The sequence below is a fragment of the Spirillospora sp. NPDC046719 genome, assembly GCF_040645715.1.
Classification (GTDB): Bacteria; Actinomycetota; Actinomycetes; order Streptosporangiales; family Streptosporangiaceae; genus Spirillospora.
In genome coordinates this window covers 1-3574 of the sequence record NZ_JBEYYT010000685.1, presented here as the reverse complement: position 1 = coordinate 3574, position 3574 = coordinate 1, and the positions used below count along the sequence as shown (strand labels likewise).

At 73.7% G+C, this 3574-nt stretch carries 3 protein-coding genes; 1 reads left to right on the top strand and 2 read right to left on the bottom strand.

The features are described 5' to 3' along the window. Window positions 1–140: 140 nt before the first annotated feature. Both ABZ914_RS48600 and ABZ914_RS48595 read right to left on the bottom strand, forming a co-directional pair. Window positions 141–569 (bottom strand): RidA family protein, encoded by a 429-nt coding sequence (locus ABZ914_RS48600; protein WP_500201393.1) that lies wholly within the window; start codon window positions 567–569, stop codon window positions 141–143. A 63-nt stretch (window positions 570–632) separates the two neighbouring features. Continuing rightward, the gene (locus ABZ914_RS48595) at window positions 633–2363 is read right to left on the bottom strand and encodes a class I adenylate-forming enzyme family protein (protein ID WP_500201392.1); all 1731 of its coding nucleotides are present in this window, start codon (window positions 2361–2363) and stop codon (window positions 633–635) included. A gap of 246 nt (window positions 2364–2609) precedes the next feature. Between ABZ914_RS48595 and ABZ914_RS48590 the strand changes: the two genes are divergently transcribed. After that, a complete protein-coding gene (locus ABZ914_RS48590) occupies window positions 2610–3395 on the top strand; it encodes an HAD-IIA family hydrolase (protein WP_500201391.1) in 786 nt (261 codons plus the stop codon). Window positions 3396–3574: the final 179 nt, after the last annotated feature.

The following is a 3574-nucleotide window of genomic DNA, read 5'->3' as shown; positions in this document are numbered from 1 at the left end:
GGGGACCCCCCCGGGGGGGGGCGCCCGCCCCCCCAACGGCGCGTTCACCCCCGCCCCCCGCCGCCCCCCGGGGGGGGGGGGGGGGGGGGCCCCCCCCCCCCCCCCCCCGGCGCTCTCGGGGGCCGCCGGGGCCGCCGGGGTCAGGCGGCGGGGACGACGGCGAGGGCCTCCACCTCGATGAGCAGGTCGTCGCGGACCAGCCCGGACACCTGGATCAGGGACGCGGCGGGGTCGACGCCGTCCGGCAGCATCTGCGTGCGGACGGCGCGCACGACGCCGACCGCGCTGGCGTCGAGCAGGAAGTAGCCGAGCCGGATCACGTGCTCCCAGCGGGCGCCGGCGGCCGCGAGCGCCGCCTCCAGGTTGGTGAACACCTGCCGGGTCTGGGCCTCCAGGTCGCCGGGGCCGACGAGGTTGCCCTCGGCGTCGACGGCGATCTGGCCGCTGACCACGACGAGGCGCCCGGGGAGGTCCACCGACACCACGTGGCTGTAGCCGGGGCCGGGCGCCAGGCCCGGTGCGTTGATCTGGCGGACGGCGCCGCCGCTGGGTCGCTGTTGTTCGCTCACGTGATCACGTTAACCGGCGCGCCCGGGGGTGGACGGGCGCGCCGGCGTCGCGGTGGCGGGGGGTCAGCCGAGCAGTTCGCTGCGCAGCCGGGTCTTGAGTATCTTCCCGCCGGGGTTGCGCGGCAGTCCCTCGTCGCGGAACCAGAAGTGGACGGGCACCTTGAACGCGGCGATCCGCTCGCGCAGGAACGCCTGGATCTCCTCGGGGGCCGGCGCGGTGCCGGGGCGGGGCACGACGACGGCGCCGACCTCCTCGCCGAGCACGTCGTGGGGGACGCCGATGACGGCGCAGTCGGCGACGGCGGGATGCTCGTAGAGCGCGGCCTCGACCTCGGCGCAGTAGATGTTCTCGCCGCCGCGGATCAGCATGTCCTTGGCGCGGTCGACGATGTAGACGAACCCGTCGTCGTCGACGCGGGCCAGGTCGCCGCTGTGGAACCAGCCGTCCGCGAACGCCTGCGCGGTCGCCTCCGGCTTGTTCCAGTACCCCTTGATGACGTTGGGGCCGGCGATGAGCAGCTCGCCGACCTCGCCCGGCGGGAGGTCCTCGCCGGTGGCGGGGTCGACGACCCGCACGTCGCAGACCGCGACGGGCGGGCCGACGCTGTCGGGGTGCTCCAGGTAGTTCACGCCGCCGTTGTAGGTGGTGACCGTGGAGGTCTCGGTGAGGCCGTAGCCGTTGCCGGGGACCCGCTGGGGCAGCAGCTCCTTGATCTTGTCGACGAGGGCGGGCGCGGCGGGGGCGCCTCCGTAGCTGACGCCGGTGAGGCTGGAGGTGTCGTACTTGCCGAAGTCGGGGGAGGTCAGCACCTGCCACGCCATGGTGGGCACGCCGCCGAACCCGGTGACGCGCTCGCGCTCGATCAGCTGCAGCGCCTTGGTGACGTCCCACTTGTACATCAGCACGACGGTGCCGCCCTGCAGGGCGCTGCTGACCAGGACCGAGTGGCAGCCGGTGGCGTGGAAGAACGGGACGCTCAGCAGGGTGACGCGGGGCTGGGGCGTGGTGAGCTGCTCGATCGTGGCGCCGGCGCGTACTCCGGCCGACAGCAGCCCGTAGGCGAGGCTGACCGGGTTGGTGGTGATGTTGCGGTGGGTGCCGAGGGCGCCCTTGGAGCGTCCGGTGGTGCCGGAGGTGTAGAAGATCGTGGCGTCGTCCTCGGGGTCGATCGCCACGTCCGGCAGAGCGCCCGCGCCGTCCGTGCCGTCTGCGAGCGCCCGGGCGAGGGCGGCGTCGAAGTCCTCGCCGCCGGCGGGCGGGGCACCGCCGGGGCGGGCGACCAGCAGCGGGATGCCGAGGCCGGGCAGGACCCCGGCGAGGCGCTCGGCGCGTTCGGCGTCGGCGATGAGGAGCCGGGCGCCGCTGTCGCGCAGCCCGTACTCCAGCTCGTCGGCGCTCCACCAGGCGTTCAGCGGGACGACGACGGCGCCGGCGACGGCGGCGCCGAAGAACGCCACCGACCATTCGGGGTAGTTGCGCATCGCGATCGCGACGCGGTCGCCCTTGGCGATCCCGTGCTCGGCGACCAGCAGCCGCCCGAACGCCGCCGCGCGGCGGTGGTGCTCGGCGAAGCTCAGCCGGTCGTCCTCGTAGACCAGGAACGGGGCGTCGCCGTGGCCGCGCGACAGTTCCAGGATCTCGCGCAGGGTGGTCGGGGCGTTCTTCCAGACGCGGGTTCTGACGCCGCGGATGTCGACCTCGTCCATCTCGAACAGCTGGCCCGGGGCCGTCAGCCGGGCTCTGACCTCGGCGATGCTCGTCAGTTCGGGGCCGTTCACTTCGCGGCTCTGCACGCGCGCCTCCCGCGGACCGTACCGGCGCGCCGCCGCGCGGCCCTTACACCGAACGCGGTTCGGCGCACCGTGGGGCAAATCTATGATTTGTCTCACTTCCCGGTCAACGGTCCGCGGTCCGTCCGGTGTCCGTCCCGCACCGGCACGGCCCGCGCCGGGCTCCACCACCGCCCTACCGGCCGGTTCGCCCGGCGACACCCCCGCGGACCGTTCCACTCGAAGATCCCGACCTGCGACAATGGGGACATGACCGAGCGCAAGCCGATCGAGTACTGGCTGTCGGACATGGACGGCGTGCTGGTGCACGAGGGCCACCCCGTCCCCGGCGCCGACGAGTTCATCCGCAGGCTCGCCGCCTCCGGCAAGCCGTTCCTCGTGCTGACCAACAACTCGATCTACACCCGCCGCGACCTGTCGGCGCGGCTGGCCGCGGTCGGGCTGCAGGTCCCGGCCGAGTTCATCTGGACCTCGGCGCTGGCCACCGCGCGGTTCCTGGCCGACCAGCGGCCCGAGGGATCGGCGTACGTGATCGGCGAGGCGGGGCTGACCACGGCGCTGCACGAGGCCGACTACGTCCTCACCGACATCCGGCCCGACTACGTGGTGCTGGGGGAGACCCGCACCTACAGCTTCTCCCAGATCACCCAGGCGATCCGGCTGATCGAGGGCGGCGCGCGGTTCGTGGCGACCAACCCCGACCCGATCGGCCCGTCCCAGGAGGGCTCGCTGCCCGCCTGCGGCGCGGTCGCCGCCATGATCACCCGGGCGACGGGGGTGGAGCCGTACTTCGTCGGCAAGCCGAACCCGCTGATGATGCGGACCGCGCTGAACGTGGTCGGCGGGCACAGCGAGCAGACCGCGATGGTCGGCGACCGGATGGACACCGACATCGTCGCCGGCGTGGAGGCGGGCCTGGAGACGATCCTGGTGCTGACCGGGGTGACCCGCAAGGACGAGGTGGGCCGCTTCCCGTTCCGCCCGCACCGGGTGGTGCCGTCCATCGCCGACCTGATCGAGCTGATCGACGCCTGACCGACGCCTGATCGCCCTGACCGGCTTCGGATCGCCTTCGGACCGCTCTTCGCCCGGCGTCAGACCGATACGATCAAGGCGAAATCGACAATAGGCGCCGTGGTGCGTTCGTGCAGGTCGAGGGCTCGGTGGCGCGCGGCGGGATCGGCCGGCGGTCCGCGGCCCGGCCCGCCGCCGGA

What these genes read in the sequence shown, in the direction of transcription:
- ABZ914_RS48590 (WP_500201391.1), top strand. Translation starts at nt 2,610, where the DNA reads ATGACCGAGCGCAAGCCGATCGAGTACTGGCTGTCGGACATGGACGGC.